This window comes from Streptomyces sp. ID05-39B, from assembly GCF_033794725.1.
GTDB classification, from domain to species: domain Bacteria; phylum Actinomycetota; class Actinomycetes; order Streptomycetales; family Streptomycetaceae; genus Streptomyces; species Streptomyces bobili.
This window is the reverse complement of the sequence record NZ_JARGEF010000195.1, coordinates 1-15,757: the sequence shown is the minus strand read 5'-3', so window position 1 is coordinate 15,757 and position 15,757 is coordinate 1. Positions and strand designations below refer to the sequence as shown.

Annotated in this window: 11 protein-coding genes and 4 pseudogenes; 9 read left to right on the top strand and 6 right to left on the bottom strand. The window is 72.9% G+C overall.

Annotated elements, in window-relative coordinates; all coding sequences use genetic code 11:
• From P1P75_RS30955 to P1P75_RS30945, 3 genes and pseudogenes are all read left to right on the top strand, one after another.
• Window positions 1-162 (top strand): annotated as a pseudogene (locus tag P1P75_RS30955) (Appr-1-p processing protein); the annotation flags it as partial.
• Window positions 163-220: 58 nt separating this feature from the next.
• Window positions 221-1,759 (top strand): annotated as a pseudogene (gene malQ / locus P1P75_RS30950) (4-alpha-glucanotransferase); the annotation flags it as partial.
• Window positions 1,760-1,885: 126 nt separating this feature from the next.
• Entirely contained in the window at window positions 1,886-2,167 is a 282-nt protein-coding gene (locus P1P75_RS30945) for a hypothetical protein (protein ID WP_319261715.1), read from the top strand.
• A gap of 137 nt (window positions 2,168-2,304) precedes the next feature.
• On the opposite strand, the pseudogene P1P75_RS30940 reads toward P1P75_RS30945, so the two are convergent.
• Window positions 2,305-2,469, bottom strand: a pseudogene (locus tag P1P75_RS30940) (TetR/AcrR family transcriptional regulator); the annotation flags it as partial.
• Between the two features lie 57 nt (window positions 2,470-2,526).
• Between P1P75_RS30940 and P1P75_RS30935 the strand changes: the two are divergent.
• Window positions 2,527-2,652 (top strand): hypothetical protein, encoded by a 126-nt coding sequence (locus P1P75_RS30935; protein ID WP_319261717.1) that lies wholly within the window; start codon window positions 2,527-2,529, stop codon window positions 2,650-2,652.
• A gap of 19 nt (window positions 2,653-2,671) precedes the next feature.
• On the opposite strand, the gene P1P75_RS30930 is transcribed toward P1P75_RS30935, so the two are convergent.
• Window positions 2,672-3,175 carry a MarR family transcriptional regulator gene (locus P1P75_RS30930; protein WP_319261712.1) on the bottom strand — a complete coding sequence of 168 codons (504 nt, stop codon included), beginning with the start codon at window positions 3,173-3,175 and terminating at the stop codon, window positions 2,672-2,674.
• A 159-nt stretch (window positions 3,176-3,334) separates the two neighbouring features.
• Here P1P75_RS30930 and P1P75_RS30925 point away from each other — a divergent pair, with 159 nt between their 5' ends.
• Together P1P75_RS30925 and pepN are read left to right on the top strand one after the other, a co-directional pair.
• Entirely contained in the window at window positions 3,335-4,285 is a 951-nt protein-coding gene (locus tag P1P75_RS30925; protein ID WP_319261710.1) for an EamA family transporter, read from the top strand.
• Window positions 4,286-4,316: 31 nt separating this feature from the next.
• On the top strand, window positions 4,317-6,893 hold the full coding sequence (pepN, locus tag P1P75_RS30920) for an aminopeptidase N (RefSeq protein WP_319261707.1): 2,577 nt from the start codon (window positions 4,317-4,319) through the stop codon (window positions 6,891-6,893).
• Between the two features lie 82 nt (window positions 6,894-6,975).
• Here the strand turns inward: pepN and P1P75_RS30915 are convergent, their stop codons facing one another.
• Window positions 6,976-8,166 carry an RNA polymerase subunit sigma-70 gene (locus P1P75_RS30915; RefSeq protein WP_319261704.1) on the bottom strand — a complete coding sequence of 397 codons (1,191 nt, stop codon included), beginning with the start codon at window positions 8,164-8,166 and terminating at the stop codon, window positions 6,976-6,978.
• 132 nt (window positions 8,167-8,298) lie between these two features.
• Between P1P75_RS30915 and P1P75_RS30910 the strand changes: the two genes are divergently transcribed.
• On the top strand, window positions 8,299-8,841 hold the full coding sequence (locus P1P75_RS30910) for a DUF1203 domain-containing protein (protein WP_319261702.1): 543 nt from the start codon (window positions 8,299-8,301) through the stop codon (window positions 8,839-8,841).
• Here P1P75_RS30910 and P1P75_RS30905 read toward each other — a convergent pair whose 3' ends face one another.
• A complete protein-coding gene (locus P1P75_RS30905) occupies window positions 8,842-9,858 on the bottom strand; it encodes an aspartate-semialdehyde dehydrogenase (RefSeq protein WP_319261699.1) in 1,017 nt (338 codons plus the stop codon).
• 323 nt (window positions 9,859-10,181) lie between these two features.
• On the opposite strand from P1P75_RS30905, the gene P1P75_RS30900 reads away from it, so the two are divergent.
• Together P1P75_RS30900 and P1P75_RS30895 are read left to right on the top strand one after the other, a co-directional pair.
• Window positions 10,182-10,715 carry a sigma-70 family RNA polymerase sigma factor gene (locus P1P75_RS30900; RefSeq protein WP_319261696.1) on the top strand — a complete coding sequence of 178 codons (534 nt, stop codon included), beginning with the start codon at window positions 10,182-10,184 and terminating at the stop codon, window positions 10,713-10,715.
• Window position 10,716: 1 nt separating this feature from the next.
• A complete protein-coding gene (locus P1P75_RS30895) occupies window positions 10,717-11,529 on the top strand; it encodes a hypothetical protein (RefSeq protein WP_319261695.1) in 813 nt (270 codons plus the stop codon).
• A 54-nt stretch (window positions 11,530-11,583) separates the two neighbouring features.
• Here the strand turns inward: P1P75_RS30895 and P1P75_RS30890 are convergent, their stop codons facing one another.
• A complete protein-coding gene (locus tag P1P75_RS30890; RefSeq protein ID WP_319261693.1) occupies window positions 11,584-14,892 on the bottom strand; it encodes a S8 family serine peptidase in 3,309 nt (1,102 codons plus the stop codon).
• Window positions 14,893-15,130: 238 nt separating this feature from the next.
• Window positions 15,131-15,664, bottom strand: a pseudogene (locus P1P75_RS30885) (CGNR zinc finger domain-containing protein); the annotation flags it as partial.
• Between the last annotated feature and the right edge of the window lie 93 nt (window positions 15,665-15,757).

Genomic DNA, 15,757 nt, shown 5'->3' with positions numbered 1-15,757 from the left:
GCGCACGGGCAGCAAGGGCGTCCCCGTGCGCTACGAGGCCATCGACGCGGCGCTGGACCGCCTGGCGGGCGAGGCCGCCGCACTCGGGCCCCCGCCCAAATGCCCCGCATAGGCGGCGGCCTGGCAGGCGGCAAGGGGTCCCGCGCCAAGCCCCTGACCTCCGGGGGCCCCGGGGGGGCGCACGGGCGGGGCGTGTTGCTGGGCCCTGTGGCGGTGGGGGGGGCGGGCGCTGGGGGCCGGGTTCGTACAGGTCAATCCGCTGCATGCGGCCGTGCCCGGCGCCCCCACCGATCCCTCCCCGTACCGGCCCTCCTCCCGCCGCTTCCCCGACCCGGTGCACCTGCGGATCGAGGACGTCCCCGAGTTCGCGTACGTCACCGACCCCGAGCGGCTGCGGGGGCTGCGCGAAGGGGCCGCGCGGCTGCGCGAAACCGTCCTCGGCAAGGGGGCGTTGATCGACCGGGACGCCGTGTGGGAGCTGAAGCGGGAGGCGCTGGAACTGATCGCCGCCGTGCCCCTCGGGCCGGGCCGGCGCGCCGCCTACTGCGACTTCCTGGCCCGCGAGGGCCAGTCCCTGGAGGACCACGCCACCTGGTGCGCCCTCGCCGAGGTGCACGGCTCCGACTGGCACCGGTGGCCGGAGGGGCTGCGCGACCCGCGCTCCGCCGACACCGCCCGCGCCCGCCTGGAGCTGATGGACCGCGTCGACCTCCACTCCCGGCTCGCCTGGCTCACCGACACCCAGCTCACCGCCGCACAGCGCACCGCGCGCGAGGCCGGCATGCCGCTGGGGATCGTGCACGACCTCGCGGTCGGTGTGCACCCCGGCGGCGCCGACGCCTGGGCGCAGCAGGACCACTTCGCGGCCGGCATGTCGGTGGGCGCGCCCCCGGACGCCTTCAACGCCCGCGGCCAGGACTGGGGCCTGCCCCCGTGGCGCCCCGACCGCCTCGCCGAGTCCGGCTACGCCCCCTACCGCCGCCTCCTGCGCGCCCTCTTCCGCTACGCCGGCGCGCTGCGCATCGACCACGTGATGGGCCTGTTCCGGCTCTGGTGGGTCCCCCAGGGCGAGCCGCCCACCGAGGGCACCTACGTCCGCTACGACGCCGAGGCCATGCTCGCCCTCCTCGTCCTGGAGGCATCCCGGGCCGGCGCGGTGGTGATCGGCGAGGACCTCGGCACCGTGGAACCCGGCGTGCGCGAGGCCCTGCGCGAACGCGGGGTGCTCGGCACCTCCGTGCTGTGGTTCGAGCGGGACTGGGACGGCGACGGCCGCCCGCTCGCACCCGACGCCTGGCGTGCCGACTGCCTGGCCACCGCCACCACCCACGACCTGCCCTCCACCGCGGCCCGCCTCACCGGCGAACACGTCGAACTCCGCGACCGGCTGGACCTGTTGAACCGCCCGGTGGAGGAGGAACGCGCGGAGGCCGCCGCCGACACCGGCGAGTGGCTCGACCTCCTCTCCCGGCTCGACCTCCTCCAGGGCGCCGGCGGGGGCGCCGACACCTCCTCGGAGGAGGCCGAGATCCAGGCCGTCCACCGGTTCCTGCTGCGCACCCCGGCCCGCATGATCGGCGTCTGGCTCCCGGACACCGTCGGCGACCGCCGCCCGCAGAACCTCCCCGGCACCTGGGACCAGTACCCGAACTGGCGCCTGCCCATCGCGGACGCCGAGGGCCGGCCCGTCACGCTGGAGGAACTGGCGGCGTCCCCGCGACTGCACGCGCTGATGGAGGTGCTGCGGGAGGAGGAGTAGGAGGAGTAGGAGTAGGAGGAGTGGGTGGAGGCGCAGATGGAGGAGTGGCGGCGGGGCCGGCCGCGTCCGCGCCCCGTACGGCACCCCGGGCGCGCGGGCCGCGACACGGTTCGCTAACTTGGCACCGTGGACAAGAAGAACGCCCTGCGCGCCGGCGCCCTGGCTGCCGGTACGACGCTGATGATGCTGCTCATGTCGTCCCCCGCGCTCGCGCTGACCCGCGACGACGGCGACGACCCCGGCCCGGGCCTCAGTGTCATCGAGACGCTGGGCCTCTATGTGGTGGCGCCGATCGGCCTGTTCGTGGTCATCGCCGGCCTGGTGTGGGTGCTGGACCGCTCGAAGGACCGCGGCGACACCACCAGCTCCAACATCACGGTGAAGGGCAGGGCCGCCAAGGCCGGCTGACCCTTCCCGCCCGGCACACCTCTTCGAGGGCGCCGTCCCCGACGCCGTACGCGCACGCCGCCGTACGACGCCGGGGACGGCGCCCTCGCGCGTCGTACGGCCACTGCGCCGAGGGGCCCCTGCGCCGAAGAAGGCGCCTACGGGTGCGGTGCGGTCAGGTACCGCTGCACGGTGGGTGCCAGCCAGGCCGAGGCCTCCTGCCGGGGCAGTGCCACGGCCGGCGGGAAGCGCGGCACGTAACGGGTCAGCGCCAGCCCCAGCAGCTGACCGGCGCAGAGGGCGGCGCGGGCCGGCATCTGCTCGTCACTCCCGCCGGCGTCCACGAGGGACCGGCCGGACCCCGCGAGGACCGGCCAGCCGTGCGGCACCGGGCGAGCGACCGGCGTACGGCGCTGCTGGTGCGGCCCGACGGGTACGTCGCCTGGGCGGCGGACGAGGCCCGGCCCGAGGCGATCGGGGCGGCGCTCGCCGCGCACGTCGGCTGAGGCTGCCCTTCCTGGCGGCCTACCGTTCCGTCGCCAGCAGCAAGTCCCGCAACAAGCCGGCCAGTTGGCCGGCCCGTTCGGCGTCCAGGGCAGCCGTCAGGGCCTCCGTCTGGACGGCGAGGCCCGCGCCGACCGCCTCCTCGACGACGGCCAGGCCCTGCTCGGTGAGGGTCACCTGCAAGCCCCGGCGGTCGTGCGGGTCGGGGGAGCGCCGCAGCAGCCCGGCCCGTTCCAGCTTGTCGAGGCGGCCGGTCATGCCGCCGGTGGTGAGCATGAGCGTCGCCGACAGCTGCCGGGGCGAGAGGGTGTACGGCTCGCCGGAGCGGCGCAGGGTGGCCAGCACGTCGAACTCGCCGCGCGAGATCCCGAGGCCCGCGTAGGCCTTCTCCATGCGGTCTCCCATCGCGCGGGCGAGCCGGGAGACGCGGCCGAAGACCTCCATCGCTGTGGTGTCGAGGTCGGGCCGTTCGGCCGCCCACTGTTCGACGATCGCGTCGACGGGATCCTTGCGCTCTGCACTCATGCGGGGAGTATCCGCCCGCCCTCCGGTCGCCCGCAAGAAAGTAGCTTGACGGCAAGTTGCTTAGCGCTAAGCTAATCACCACCAAGTAAGTCTCCACCAAGCAAGCTGCCGCAAAGTGCCACCACCGAGCAAGCCACCTGCCCGAGAGGGGTGCCGGTCATGAACCGGGCCGCAACCGTTCTGCTCACCGCCCTCGCCCCCCTCTCCTGGGGCACCACCTACGCCGTCACCACCGAGTTCCTCCCGGCCGACCGCCCGCTGTTCACCGCCCTCATGCGCGCCCTGCCGGCCGGCCTCCTGCTGCTCGCCCTCGTGCGGGTGCTGCCCCGCGGCGCCTGGTGGGGGAAGGCGGCGGTGCTCGGTGCCCTCAACATCGGCGCGTTCTTCCCGCTCCTGTTCCTCGCCGCGTACCGGATGCCCGGCGGCATGGCGGCCGTCGTCAGCTCGGCCGGACCGCTGTTCGTCGTCGGGTTCGCGGCGCTGCTGCTCGGTCAGCGGCCCGCCGCCCGCACCCTGCTGACCGCGGTGGTGGCCGTCCTCGGCGTCAGCCTGGTCGTGCTGAAGGCGACCGGGGGACTGGACGCGGTCGGGCTGCTGGCGGCGGTCGCCTCCACGGCCTCGATGTCGGCCGGTCTCGTCCTGGCCAAGAAGTGGGGCACCCCGCAGGGGGTCGGCCCGCTGGCGCTCGCCGGCTGGCAGCTCACCATCGGCGGCCTGCTCATCGCGCCCCTCGCCTTCCTGGTCGAGGGTGCCCCGCCCGCCCTGGACGGCGCGGCCGTCGGCGGCTACCTCTACCTGGCCCTGGCGGGCACGGCGGTCGCCTACTGGCTGTGGTTCCGTGGGATCGGCCGGCTCAGCGCCACCCAGGTCACCTTCCTCGCGCCGCTCTCCCCGCTGACCGCCGCCGTGGTCGGCTGGGCGGCCCTCGGCGAGGCGCTGACGGCCCTGCAACTGGCCGGAATGGCACTGGCGTTCGGTGCCACGGTCGCCGGACAGCTCGCCCCGCGCCGGACCGGGGTCGTCGCGGCCCAGGTCACCCCGGCCGTGGACGGCCGCCGGGAGGCGCCGGAGAAGGTCGTCGCCCGACGCGGTGCCGCCGTGGAAGGATGACGCAACCGACACATAACGAGGAGATGACCGCGTGCCTGGCACCAACCTGACTCGCGAAGAGGCGCAGCAGCGGGCGAAGCTGCTCACCGTTGACTCGTACGAGATCGATCTCGACCTGTCCGGTGCGCAAGAGGGCGGGACCTACCGGTCCGTGACCACGGTGCGCTTCGACGTCGCGGAGACCGGCGGCGAGTCCTTCATCGACCTGGTGGCACCGACCGTCCACGAGGTGACGCTCAACGGCGACTCCCTCGACCCGGACGAGGTGTTCGCCGACTCCAGGATCGCCCTGTCCGGCCTGCTGGAGGGCCGTAACGTCCTGCGCGTCGTCGCCGACTGCGCCTACACCAACACCGGCGAGGGGCTGCACCGGTTCGTCGACCCGGTCGACGAGCAGGCCTATCTGTACACGCAGTTCGAGGTGCCGGACGCCCGCCGCGTCTTCGCCTCGTTCGAGCAGCCGGACCTCAAGGCGACCTTCCAGTTCACGGTGAAGGCGCCGAGCGGCTGGACGGTCGTCTCCAACTCGCCGACGCCGGAGCCCACGGACGCGCTTCCCGACGTATGGCAGTTCGAGCCGACCCCGCGCATCTCCACGTACATCACCGCGCTCATCGTCGGCCCGTACACCTCCGTGCACAGCGTGTACGAGAAGGACGGGCAGAGTGTGCCGCTCGGCATCTACTGCCGGCCCTCGCTCGCCGAGTTCCTCGACTCGGACGCGATCTTCGAGGTCACACGGCAGGGCTTCGACTGGTTCCAGGAGAAGTTCGACTACGCGTACCCGTTCAAGAAGTACGACCAGCTGTTCGTGCCGGAGTTCAACGCGGGCGCGATGGAGAACGCGGGCGCGGTCACCATCCGCGACCAGTACGTCTTCCGGTCCAAGGTGACCGACGCCGCGTACGAGACGCGCGCGGAGACCATCCTGCACGAGCTGGCCCACATGTGGTTCGGTGACCTCGTCACCATGGAGTGGTGGAACGACCTCTGGCTGAACGAGTCGTTCGCCACCTACACCTCCATCGCCTGCCAGGCGTACGCGCCGGACTCGCGCTGGCCGCAGTCCTGGACGGCGTTCGCCAACTCCATGAAGACGTGGGCGTACCGGCAGGACCAGCTGCCGTCGACCCACCCGATCATGGCCGAGATCCGTGACCTGGACGACGTCCTGGTCAACTTCGACGGCATCACCTACGCCAAGGGCGCCAGCGTCCTGAAGCAGCTCGTGGCGTACGTCGGCATGGACGCGTTCTTCGCGGGCGTGCAGGCCTACTTCAAGCGGCACGCGTTCGGCAACACGCGCCTGTCCGACCTGCTGGGCGCGCTGGAGGAGACCTCCGGACGCGACCTGGGCCTCTGGTCGCAGAAGTGGCTCCAGACCGCCGGCATCAACGTCCTGCGCCCCGAGATCGAGACCGGCGCCGACGGCGTCGTCACCTCCTTCGCGATCCGCCAGGAGGCCCCCGCGCTGCCCGCCGGCGCCAAGGGCGAGCCGACGCTGCGCCCGCACCGCATCGCCGTCGGCCTGTACGACCTGGACGAGGCGAGCGGAAAGCTCGTGCGCGGGGAGCGCGTCGAGCTGGACGTGGACGGCGAGCTGACGGCCGTACCGCAGCTGGTCGGCAAGCGGCGGCCGGACGTCGTCCTGCTCAACGACGACGACCTGTCGTACGCCAAGGTCCGCCTCGACGAGCAGTCCCTCGCCTTCGTCACCGAGCACCTCGGCGACTTCGAGGCGTCCCTGCCGCGCGCCCTGTGCTGGGCGTCCGCCTGGGACATGACGCGCGACGCCGAACTGCCCACCCGCGACTACCTGTCGCTGGTGCTGTCCGGCATCGGCAAGGAGTCCGACATCGGCGTCGTGCAGTCCCTGCACCGTCAGGTCAAGCTCGCCATCGACCTGTACGCCGACCCGGCCGCCCGCGAGGCGCTGCTGACCCGCTGGACCGACGCCACGCTGGCGCACCTGCGGACCGCCGAGGCCGGCAGCGACCACCAGCTGGCGTGGGCGCGCGCGTTCGCGGTCACGGCCCGTACGCCGGAGCAGCTGGACCTGCTGGAGGCGCTGCTGGAGGGCACGCAGACGATCGAGGGCCTCGCCGTCGACACCGAGCTGCGCTGGGCGTTCGTGCAGCGCCTCGCGGCGGTCGGCCGGTTCGACGAGGCGGAGATCGGCGGCGAGTACCAGCGCGACAGGACCGCGGCCGGCGAGCGGCACGCGGCGACCGCCCGCGCCGCCCGTCCCACGGCGGAGGCCAAGGCGGAGGCCTGGGCGTCGGTCGTCGAGTCCGACAAGCTGCCCAACGCCGTCCAGGAGGCCGTCATCGGCGGCTTCGTGCAGACGGACCAGCGCGACCTGCTGGCCCCGTACACGGACAGGTACTTCGACGTCGTCAAGGACGTCTGGGACTCCCGTTCGCACGAGATCGCCCAGCAGATCGCGATCGGCCTCTACCCGGCCGTCCAGGTCTCCGAGGAGACCTTGCGCAAGACGGACGCCTGGCTGACCTCGGCCGAGCCGAACGCGGCCCTGCGCCGCCTCGTCTCCGAGGCCCGCTCGGGCGTGGAACGCGCCCTGAAGGCCCAGGCGGCGGACGCGCGCTAGCGGCGGTCGTCCGTACGGCTCGTACGGTGGTGAGGGGCGCCCGGTGTCCGGCCGGGCGCCCTTCGCCGTGCCGGGGGAGCGTTCACAGCCGCAGGGGCAGCCCGAAGGCCGGGAAGAGATGCGGCTCGAAGGACGTGATCTCCACGATCCGGCCGTCCTCGACACGCAGCACGTCGAGGGACTGGGCGCGGTGGACGTTCGTGCCGGGCGCGCGGAGGTAACTCCCGGCCGCCGGCTGCCCGTTGGCGCGAGCGGGCAGCTGCCGGAAGTGGCCGGGGAAGGCGGCGGAGGCCGGGTCCCGGCTCGGCCGCAGGAACGCCAGGACGGCGTCCCGGCCCCGGCGCCAGGACGGGTTCGGCGGCGCGGTGAGTAGTACGTCGTCGGCGAGCAGCGCGCCCAGCGCGGCCGGGTCGGGTGCCTCGGCGGCGGCCGTGTACCGGGTGAGCAGGCCGGCCCCGGCCGGCTCCTGGGTGCGCCCGCCCGGCAGCAGGTCGCGCAGGGCGGGCCGGGCCCGTTGCAGGGCGCTGTCGACCGAGACCGGGGTCAGGTCGAGCGTCTCGGCACTCTCGCCGAGGCTCAGCCCCAGCACGTCCCGCAGGATCAGCGCCGCCCGCTGCCGGGGCGGAAGGTGCTGCAACGCCACGAGAAGCGGTAACTCCAGTGTGGTGTACGGCCCGACGGGGTCCCCGGCCGCCGCTCGCGGCAACTCGTCGTCGGGGTAGGGCTGGAGCCAGGTGACCCGCGCGGGCGGCACACCGCCGCCCCGGACCGCGGCGGGCAGCGGCTCGTAGTCGTGGGGGCGGCGCGCGGTGCGACGCAGCAGATCCAGACAGGCGTTGGTGGCGATCCGGTACAGCCAGGTCCGCACGCTCGCCCCGGCCCGGAAGGTGTCCCGCGCCCGCCAGGCACGCAGGAAGGTCTCCCGGACCAGGTCCTCGGCGTCGTCGTAGGAACCCGTCATGCGGTAGCAGTGGACCAGGACCGCACGGCGGTGTGTCTCGGTGAGAGCCGCGAAAGCGGCCTCCGGCAGGGCGAGTTCGGGCGGGCCGGCGTCCGGCTCGCCGTACCCCTGGTTGTCGTCCGCCGCCGCGTCACGCGCCGTCCGGGCCACCCGCCGCAGCCGGTCCACCGAGGCCGTCAGCTCCGCCACCCCGGCGTACAGCGCGGCGGGCTCGCCGGGCGTCAACGCCGCCGCGCCGCGTCCGATGTCGTCGATGAGGTCCTCCACGGTCACCTCACCGCCGGGGCGGGACCCCGCGTCGGTCCAGGCCACGCTCACCTCCTGAAAGTTGAGATCGATACGACCGTACGCCGGATCAGGACCCCGGCAGAGCGGGAAGGTGAGATGTGTGCGATGTCCGGAACCCGCCGGTGGCACGGCCCGCGACGCGTGAACCTGGAACCCATGACGACCACGACCAGGGCCACGGCGTACACCGCCCGCCCCATCGCCCCCGAAACACTCGCGCAACTCCGCGTCACCGACGACGCCGGACGCCCCGTGACGCCGTTCACCGACGAGGAGGGCGGCGCCCCGCTGCGCTGCTGCCTGCGCCGCGGCACACCCGGAGAGCGGATCGCCCTCGTCTCCTACGCCCCCCTGCGCCGCCGGGCCGCCGCGACGGGCACCGACCCCGGGGCCTACGACGAACAGGGCCCCGTCTTCGTCCACGCCGACCCGTGCCCGGGGCCGGACCGGGACGGCGGGGCGCCGCCCTTCGCGAACGCGCACCGCACGGTCCGCCGCTACTGCGCCGACGGCCGCATCCTGGGCGGCCGGCTCGTCGGGGACCCCACGCCCGAGGCGTTCACGCGGGCCTTCCGGGAAGCGTTCGACGACCCGGCCGTGGAGTTCGTCCACGTCCGGGCCGTCGAGTACGGCTGCTACCTCTACGAGGTGGCCAGGCCTGTCACCGGGCCGGTCACCAGGCGGGTGACCGGAGGCTGACTAGCCCTTCAGCTCCTTCGCCACCAGCTCCGCGATCTGCACCGCGTTCAGGGCCGCGCCCTTGCGCAGGTTGTCGTTGGAGACGAACAGGGCGAGACCGTTGTCCACGGTCTCGTCCTGGCGGATCCGGCCCACGTACGAGGCGTCCTTGCCGGCCGCCTGGAGCGGGGTCGGGATGTCGGTGAGGACCACGCCCTCGGCGTCCGCGAGCAGCTCGGTGGCGCGCTCGGCGCTGATCGGGCGGGCGAAACGGGCGTTGACCTGGAGGGAGTGGCCGGAGAACACCGGGACGCGCACACAGGTGCCGGAGACCTTCAGCCCGGGGATCTCCAGGATCTTGCGGGACTCGTTGCGGAGCTTGTGCTCCTCGTCGGTCTCGTTCAGGCCGTCGTCGACGATCGAACCGGCCAGCGGGATGACGTTGAAGGCGATGGGCCGCTTGTAGACCTGCGGCTGCGGGAAGTCGACGGCCTCGCCGTCATGGGTGAGCCGGTCGGCCTCGGCGACGACCTTCTGCGCCTGGCCGTGCAGCTCCGCGACGCCGGAGAGACCGGAACCGGACACCGCCTGGTAGGTGGCGACCACGAGGGCCTCCAGGCCCGCCTCCGCGTGCAGCGGCGCCAGGACCGGCATCGCGGCCATCGTGGTGCAGTTCGGGTTGGCGATGATGCCCTTGGGGCGGTTCGCGACGGCGTGCGGGTTCACCTCGGAGACGACCAGCGGCACCTCGGGGTCCCGGCGCCATGCCGAGGAGTTGTCGATCACGACGGCGCCCTGCGAGGCCACCTTCTCGGCCAGCGCCTTCGAGGTCGCGCCACCCGCGGAGAACAGCACGATGTCGAGGCCCGTGTAGTCGGCGGCCGACGCGTCCTCGACCGTCACACCGTCCAGCTCGGTCCCCGCCGAACGGGCCGAGGCGAACAGGCGCAGCTCGGTGACCGGGAAGTTCCGCTCCTTGAGGATCCTGCGCATGACCGTGCCGACCTGACCGGTGGCTCCGACGATTCCGACCCTCACAGCGACTCCCTCTGTCTGTGCTTCACGTGCGTATTGCCTGGCCGAGGCGTTTCCATGATGCGGCCGACATGGGCCCGCCTGTCCAGTTCTTTGGCCCCCATGCCCGAGGGCTGGGACACCCCGCACCCCCCCGCGGTTCCGGAACTCCCGTCCACACCCCCGCTGAGCTGGAGGAATTCGCCCCGTGGGGACTCACTGCCGCAAGCTGTGCTGCCGGGCGCGGCGGTGTGACGTACGCCTCCGAACGATTTTCCCGGCGCCGGGCCGAACGTTTTTGCGGGCTGTGGCGTCGTAGAGGTGACGCGGGGAGGGGAGGGGTGTCTGTGCTGCGCAGAAAGGCCCGCCGCGGACCGGGGGAGGACACCGCGCACGGTGATCCCCTGGACGCGGCGCAGGAACGCCGGGTGCGGGCGGTGCTCGCGCTCGGCGGGGTACCGCAGGCGGACCTGCCGGACGGGGTGCAGCAGGTCCGCCTGCGGCTGCTGGAACGGGCCGCCAAGGGGGACGAGGCGCCGCGGGACGTCTCGGCGTGGGCCGCCGTCGTCGCCTCCAACCTCGCCATGGACTGGCACCGGGCCAAGCGCCGCCAGGAGCGCCTCGGCGAACGGCTGGCCTCCCTGCGCCAGCACGAGCACCCCTCCGGCGAGGACACCAGCGTGCTCTCCCTCGCCGTCGCCCAGGGCCTCGACGACCTGCCCGACGCCCAGCGTCAGGTGGTCGTCCTGCGCTTCTACGCCGACCTCCCGGTGCGTTCGATAGCGGAGGAACTGGGCGTCCCCGAGGGCACGGTCAAGAGCCGCCTGCACACGGCGGTCCGCGCCTTGCGCGCCCGCCTGCACGAGGACGAGGTGGTGTGACATGACCGCCGAGCACGAGCACGAGCACGGGCACGGGCACGGGCACGGGCACGAGCACGAGCCCTATGGCGACGACGGCCGCGACGGCATGGATCCGCTGATGGCCGCTCTCCTGGGCGCCCCGTTGTCCGAGGAGGCCCGCAGCGACCCCGCCTTCATGGCCGGGCACCGGGCCGCGACGGCCGACGTGGACCTCCTGCGCCGGCAGCTGGGCGTCCTCGCCGACGCCCTGACCCGGCCGGACGAGGCGGCCGCGGAGCCGGTGCGGCGGCCGACGGTCGTCCCGCTGCGGCGCGTGTTCCCGCTGGCCCTGAAGACGGTCGGGGTGGCCGCAGCCGGCGCCCTGGTCGTCGGGAGCGGGTGGCTCCTGGTCCAGGTGGGCCGGGGAGCGAACGACATCGGTGCGTCCAGCAGCGCCGACAAGGCCGCCGCCCAGGACGAGAAGTCCGGCACGTCCGGCGGCACCGCCGACAGCCCCCTGGGCGATCCGCGATACCTCGCCTGCGCCCGGCTGGTGGTCGAGGGGGACGTCACGGACGTGGTCCCCGTGCGCGGCACCTCCCGCGAGCGCGTCACCCTGCACGTGACCCGCTCCTACAAGGCGTCGGCGGAGGCGTCGGCGCGGGACGAGGTCGAGTTCGTGATGGAGCGGGACATGGACCCCCTGCTCGCACAGGGCGACCACGTCCTGGTGGGCTTCGCACGAGGGTCCGAGGCCCCCGAGGTGTGGGCGGTCGGCGAGGCCGACATCGCCGCCGAGCGCTCGGCGCTGGCCCGCGCGCTGCCAGAGGCGGACGGCATGCCCTGCGAATGAGCGAGGGGCGGGCGCCCGACCGGACGCCCGCCCCCCTTGCCGCTCACTGTGGTGCTACGGCAGGACCTTCTCGATGGAGACGCTGCCGAGGCCCGCGACGGTGCCGCGCGCGTTCACCAGCTGGACCTGGCCGAAGAAGGACCGGCCCTCCGGTGCGGGGGCCGCGGCGGTGACGGTCGCGGTGACCGCCGTCGAGGCGCCCGTGGCCAGCTTGACCGGCGTGCTCTCGTCGACGCCGACCGTGCCGAGCGAGGACGAGAAGAACACGTCCAGGTAGTCGTACGCGGTCGTGCCGGCCGGCACCGAGTAACCCGCGACCTCGATGGTGTACGTCCCGGCGGCGGGCGACGGGATGGACACCGCCTCGTTGGAGTCGCCGTCGGCCTGCTGCGCGACCTGGTTGCCGGCCGCGTCGTACACGGTCAGGTCGAGGTCGGCGGAGGCGTCGGAGACACCGCCGATGGAGACGTCCAGGGACTTGGCGCCCGCGGGCACCTCGACCGTGGTCGTGTGGTTCTCGTGGTCCGCGATGGTCGGGCGGGCCTGCTTGGAGGAGCCGAGCGGGCCGCCCACCAGCTTGCCGTCGACGGCGGCGAAGTTGTTCGTCACCTTCCAGGAGACGGGGGCCGGGGTGCCGACCTTCGCCTCGGGCACGGTCACGGTCGCCGGGTCGAAGGCCGCGCCGAACACGGTGACGTCCAGCTTGTACGGGTTGTCGAGCAGCGGCGACGTGCGGCGCGACTCGACCTCGATCTCCCAGACGCCGGGCTGCGGGTCGGCGTACGACCGCGCGTCGGGCCGGCAGCCGTTGCCGTCGAGGTAGTTGTTGTAGCAGTAGATGGTGGAGCTGTCCTCGACGGCGACACCGTACGGGTGGATCGAGATGAACCGGGTCTGGCTCTTGTCCTTCAGCCCGCCGATCGCGACCTCCAGCGACGACGCGCCCTCGGGCACGGTCAGGAAGTAGTGCTGCGAGCTGTTGCGCTGCACGGTGTTCTTCGTGGAGAACGTGTGCGCCACCGGCGTCGAGACGACGACCGTGTTCAGGACCTGCTTGTCGGTGCCCTCGGTCTTCGGGTCGTCGACCTCCAGGATCACGCTCTTGATGCCCGCGGACTTCGGAGCGGCCTGGATCTTGACCGTGACCGGCTTGTTCAGCGGCAGCTTGACCTCGTCCGAGCCGACGATCCGGAAGGCGCCGGCCGCGTTGTTCTCGAGGTCCAGCTCGTGCCGGATCGCCTTGTCGGCACCGGTCGTACGGGTGATGGTGACGTCGTAGGTCTTCTTCTGACCGGCCTTCAGACCGCCCTCGCGGTCGTAGATGCCGGTGCCGAAGCCCGGCGTCTTCAGCGCGGCGTCGAGCGCGGTGTCGACCGGGGCCTTGACCGTGTACTCGTGGGCGGTGGCACCGTCCTCGATGGCCTCCCAGGCGTCCACGATGTCGATGGCGCCCGCGCCCTCCTCGTAGGCCTGGAGGCCCTTGATGTGGTCGGCGGTCGAGGTGAGCGCCGTGCGCAGGTCGGCCGGCGTCAGCTCGATGTGCTTCTGCTTGGCGGCGCTCAGCAGCAGCGCCGAGGCGCCCGCGGCCTGCGGGGACGACATCGACGTGCCCTGGAGCATGCCGTAGCCGGCCGGCAGGGTGTAGCCGGACTCGGCGACCGGGGCGCCCGGCAGCCAGGTCTGGATGGTGTTGATCGAGGCGCCGGGGGCGACCAGGGTCGGCGTGAAGCCGCCGTCCTCACGCGGGCCGCGCGAGGAGAAGGGCAGCAGCGCGTAGTCCTTCTTCACCTGCGAGCCGTAGTTGGCGGCCCAGGTCTCCTTGGAGATGGCCGCGCCGACCGAGATGACCTTGTCGGCCAGGCCCGGGTCGCCGACGGTGTTGGCGCCGGGGCCCTCGTTGCCCGCGGAGATCACCAGCTGGACGCCGTAGGTGTCGATGAGGCGCGTGTACATCTCGGCGCGCGCGTTGTTGCCGTCGTTCAGCGCCGGGAGGCCGCCGATCGACATGTTGACGATGTCGACACCGCGGTTGACGACGAGGTCGATCATGCCTTCGGTGAGCGCGACGTTGGTGCAGCCGGGGCCGAAGATGCAGGCGCGCGAGGAGACGATCTTCGCGCCGGGGGCCGCGCCGTCCATCGCGCCGCCGAACAGGCCGTTCGCGGCGGTGATGCCGGCGACGTGGGTGCCGTGCTCGCTGGCGATGAGGCCGATGTTGGCGAAGTCGGCCTTCTTGCCGACCCAGTCGCCGCCGAACGGGTCCATCGGGACGTCCTTGCGGACCTCGACGACGAACGGCTGCCGCTCGGCGACGTCGGTCGACGGGTCGTCGGTGCCGAAGTAGCCGATCTGGTAGCCGTCCTTGTACGGCTTCATGGCGGTGTCGTCGGTGAAGTCGCCGTTGGCGTTCACGTCGACGGTGACCGTCCCCGCGGCGGCGTCGTACAGCACGCCCCAGGCGTCGGTCGTGTCGCCGTCACGGTTGACGTCGCCCGCGGCGTCGCCGCCCGCGGTGGCCGACTCGCGGAACAGGTTGATCGAGTGGGTGCCCGCCGGCGCGGTCCAGGTGCGGCCGCCGTAGGTGAAGGAGGGCCCGGAGACCGAGTTCGTCATGGCGCGCCAGCTCGCGTCGCCGTCCAGGATCGGGTCCGTGGCGGTGACCCAGTCGACGATCTTGCGCTCACCGGTGGTGGTCTTCTGCAGCGCGGGGTGTCCGAGGTCCACGCCGGAGTCCAGCACACCGATGGTGATGCCGCGGCCGTCCGCCTTCGGGTGGTCGTCCACGAAGTCGACGGCGCCCGTCTCGAAGGACGGGTTGTACGGGTTCTCGGCGGGCGTCTTCCTGTTCGGCGCGGGGTAGGTCTTCGCGCTCTTGGTGCCGCCCGCACTCTTGGCGGCGTCCGCGGTCGGCGTCGGGTCGTCGAGGACGATCTCCTGGCGCAGGTCGATCGCGCGCACCGAGGACAGCTTGGTGGCGGCCGCGATGGCGGAGTCCGCCTTGGCCGTCGGGACGGTGGCGCGGACATAGCCGAGCTTGTCGTAGGCGAGGCCCACGGAACCGCCCTTGACGGCGTCCAGATCGCCGGCGACCTGCTCGGTCTGGCCGGGTGCCGTGGCGACCATCAGCGTCACGTTCTTGTCGCCGGCGGCCTTGGCCTCGGCGAGGAGGTCGGCGTCGTCGGAGCCGAGCTTGTCGGCGGCGGACTTCACGCCGGGGTCGGCGGCGGCCGGGGCCTGGTCGGCGGCGAAGGCCAGGGGTATCGGCCCGGCCGCGGACAGCGCGGCCACCAGACCGGCGGCCATGGCTATCTGCACCAGCCGTCTTGCGCCGGGTATCGGTTCGCGCTGGGGGGTGTGGGTCATCGGCATCCCTTGTAGGTAAAGGAACGAGCGTCACGCGACCGGGCCGTTCCTGCCTGATCGCGATCGTCCGGAACGCGGTCCCGGACGATCGCACAGCCTTATCCAAGGGACAGTCTTTTGGGGATAGTTGACCGAATCGATATGGATGTATGGGGAAAACCCTCTACGAGCCACCTGTGCAAGGGTTGTCGGCCAACTGTGTGACGCGGGCGGGCGGTGCGCCCCCGGTGCCGGCGGGTCAGGCGTCCTTGGTGCGGGCGTAGTGGCGGGACGCCTTCGCGCGGTTGCCGCAGCCGGCCATCGAGCACCAACGGCGGGTGCCGTTGCGCGAGGTGTCGAAGAAGTGCAGGACGCAGGCCTCGTGCGCGCAGCGGCGGATCCGGTCGGGTGCGGCGGCGAGGAGTTCGAGGTAGTTGCGGGCGGCGAGCCAGGCCGGCCCCCACGCTGGGTCCGTGAACTCGGCCCGCTCGCCGGGTCCTTCGGCGGTGAGGGTGGGGCGGATGCGCCCGTGCTCCAGCACGGCGTCCACCCCTTCGGTGGCTGCCCCTTCCGCGGTCGCCCCTTTCGCGGTCGCCCCGTCCGCGATCGCCCCGTTCCCGGGAACTCCGTCCACGGCCGCCTTCAGCGCGTCGCGCGCCCGCAGGACGTGCCGCAGGGTCGCCGGGTCCGCGGTGAACCGCCCTTCCAGCCCGTTCGCGGCCAGCCACACCGCGAGCCCCTCGGTGCCGGTCAGCAGGTCCTGGAGGGACCCCTCCCGCATCCAGCGCGAGGACTACGCGGGCGAGGTTCAGTGGCGCGACATGGAGTCGCGCTCCCTGGCCCAGGCCGCTGACGCGCTCGGCAAGCTCGCCGACCAGCTCGGCAT

What these genes read in the sequence shown, in the direction of transcription:
- P1P75_RS30930 (WP_319261712.1), bottom strand. Translation starts at nt 3,175, where the DNA reads ATGAGTGCAGAGCGCAAGGATCCCGTCGACGCGATCGTCGAACAGTGG.
- P1P75_RS30925 (WP_319261710.1), top strand. Translation starts at nt 3,335, where the DNA reads ATGAACCGGGCCGCAACCGTTCTGCTCACCGCCCTCGCCCCCCTCTCC.
- P1P75_RS30910 (WP_319261702.1), top strand. Translation starts at nt 8,299, where the DNA reads ATGACGACCACGACCAGGGCCACGGCGTACACCGCCCGCCCCATCGCC.
- P1P75_RS30895 (WP_319261695.1), top strand. Translation starts at nt 10,717, where the DNA reads ATGACCGCCGAGCACGAGCACGAGCACGGGCACGGGCACGGGCACGGG.
- P1P75_RS30890 (WP_319261693.1), bottom strand. Translation starts at nt 14,892, where the DNA reads ATGACCCACACCCCCCAGCGCGAACCGATACCCGGCGCAAGACGGCTG.